The sequence below is a fragment of the Escherichia sp. AM3 genome, from assembly GCF_032029835.1.
Taxonomy (GTDB): domain Bacteria; phylum Pseudomonadota; class Gammaproteobacteria; order Enterobacterales; family Enterobacteriaceae; genus Escherichia; species Escherichia coli.
In genome coordinates this window covers 1-283 of sequence record NZ_JAVUPQ010000891.1, presented here as the reverse complement: position 1 = coordinate 283, position 283 = coordinate 1, and the positions used below count along the sequence as shown (strand labels likewise).

The window sequence follows — 283 nt, the reverse complement described above, 5'->3', positions numbered from 1 at the left end:
TACTATGAGAAAGCTGGCCTTTGATGCTTACAACGCCGTATCTGATGCCTGCACAATGGGAACAGCAAATCGCGATGAAAAAAAACCAGTCAGGGAAAAAGCTAAAGTGGCTTTAGATAAGTTTCAGGGATTTGCCAGTGAAGAACTACGTCATGAGAAAGCTGCAATTGAGGTAATGAACAAAAAGCGGGCATTTTGGTCCTTTGGGCGACAAACTGCGCGATGATGGTGTCTGGAACGCGGAAAATCTTGTTTTCTACTCAACAAGAAGAGAGGCAAAAAG

1 pseudogene is annotated in these 283 nt (G+C 43.8%); it reads left to right on the top strand.

Annotation, left to right across the window (positions count from 1 at the left end):
- Positions 1–226, top strand: a pseudogene (locus tag RTW80_RS28910) (hypothetical protein); the annotation flags it as partial.
- Positions 227–283 lie beyond the last annotated feature (57 nt).